At 70.5% G+C, this 1,683-nt stretch carries 2 protein-coding genes; one reads left to right on the top strand and one right to left on the bottom strand.

The window, feature by feature from the left end:
• Positions 1–5: 5 nt before the first annotated feature.
• Entirely contained in the window at positions 6–1,142 is a 1,137-nt protein-coding gene (locus BFF77_RS31730; protein ID WP_066956963.1) for an alginate lyase family protein, read from the top strand.
• A gap of 71 nt (positions 1,143–1,213) precedes the next feature.
• Here the strand turns inward: BFF77_RS31730 and BFF77_RS31725 are convergent.
• A partial coding sequence (locus BFF77_RS31725) for a pyridoxal-phosphate dependent enzyme (RefSeq protein ID WP_141698603.1) occupies positions 1,214–1,683 on the bottom strand: 470 nt, incomplete at its 5' end.

Here is a 1,683-nt window from a genome sequence, read left to right as displayed (position 1 = left end):
GGGCGGTGTTGAGGTTCACACCGGGGCGGGTGAAGCTCGCCGTCGCCGCCGCCCCGGCGAGCTTCACCCACCCCGGTGTGAACCTCAACACCGCCCAGCTCGACTTCGTGCGCGGCAAGGTGCAGGCGGGCGCGCAGCCCTGGAAGGCCGCGTACGACCAGATGATGGCGAGCAAGTACGCCTCGCTCACCCGGACGGCCAAGCCCCGCGCGATCGTCGAGTGCGGCTCGTACTCCAACCCCAACAACGGCTGCACGGACGAGCGCGAGGACGCCATCGCCGCGTACACCACCGCGCTGGCCTGGTACATCACCCGCGACGACCGGTACGCGCAGAAGTCCATCCAGCTCATGGACGCCTGGTCCAACTCGATCCAGGACCACACCAACAGCAACGCGCCGCTCCAGACGGGCTGGGCCGGCTCCTCCTGGCCCAAGGCCGCGGAGATCATCAAGCATGTCTACGGCAACTGGCCGAACTCCGGGCGCTTCAGCACCATGCTGCGCAATGTCTATCTGCCGGAGATCATCAACGGCTCCAACTCCAACGGCAACTGGGAGCTGACGATGATGGAGGCGGCGGTCGGCATCTCCGTCTTCCTCGACGACAAGGCGAGCTGGGACAAGGCGATCGGCACGTATCTCGTCCGGGTGCCCGCGTACATCTATCTGGCCTCCGACGGCGCACTGCCCAAGACCGTGCCGAGCCAGAACCTGAACACCCGCGACAAGATCGTCGGTTACTGGCAGGGCCAGGGCACCTTCATCACCGGTCTCACCCAGGAGACCTGCCGCGACTTCGTCCACACCGGCTACGGCATCTCGTCCGTCTCGCATGTCTACGAGACCGCCCGTATCCAGGGCCAGGACCTCTTCCCGCAGGTCGGCGAGCGGCTGCGGCAGGCGCTCGGCTTCCAGTCCAAGTACGAGGTCCAGGCCGAGCCCGTACCGTCGAACCTGTGCGGCGGCAGTGTGCAGCGCGGCCTCGGGCCGATCACCGAGGTCGGCTTCAACGCCCTCAACACCCGGCTGGGCTACGCGATGACCAACACGCAGCGGCTCACCGAGCAGCAGCGGCCCTCGGGCACGAACAATCTGTTCGTGGCCTGGGAGACGCTGACGAACGCGGGCAACCCGAACTAGGGCCTGTCCCCCTCAGGTGGCCTCGGGGGCGCGCCGTCCGGTGAACGACCGGGCCGGCGCGCCCTTCGTGCTCATGCCTCGGCCGTGCCGGCCGTGTCGGTCAGGGTGCCTGTGTCGGTGTTCGCGCCGCACAGGACGACGCAGATCTGCTCGCCGGGGGCCGGGCGGTAGCCGGGCGCGGGGCCGGTGAGGGCCGCCAGGGCCGTGGCGGCGCCGTGTTCCACCGCGACACGGTGGGTGGTCCACAGGGCGTGGCGGGCGCGGGAGATCTCCGCGTCGGGGACCAGGACCGAGCGGACGTCGGCCTGCTGGGCCGCGTGGAGGGCCAGGGAAGTGGCGCGGGAGGCGCCCAGGGAGTCGGCCGCGACCGAGTCGACCGGGACGTCGACCACGGCGCCCGCCTCGACCGCGGCGTTCAGGGCGCGGCAGTTCTCCGGCTCGGCCGCCACGACCCGTACACCGTGGTGACCGGCCGCCGTGGCCACTCCCGCGAGGAGACCGCCGCCGCCGACCGCGACCACCACCGTGTCGAGCCCCGGCA

It is taken from the genome of Streptomyces lushanensis (assembly GCF_001700515.1).
GTDB lineage: Bacteria > Actinomycetota > Actinomycetes > Streptomycetales > Streptomycetaceae > Streptomyces > Streptomyces lushanensis.
This window is presented reverse-complemented; position numbering and strand designations above follow the sequence as displayed.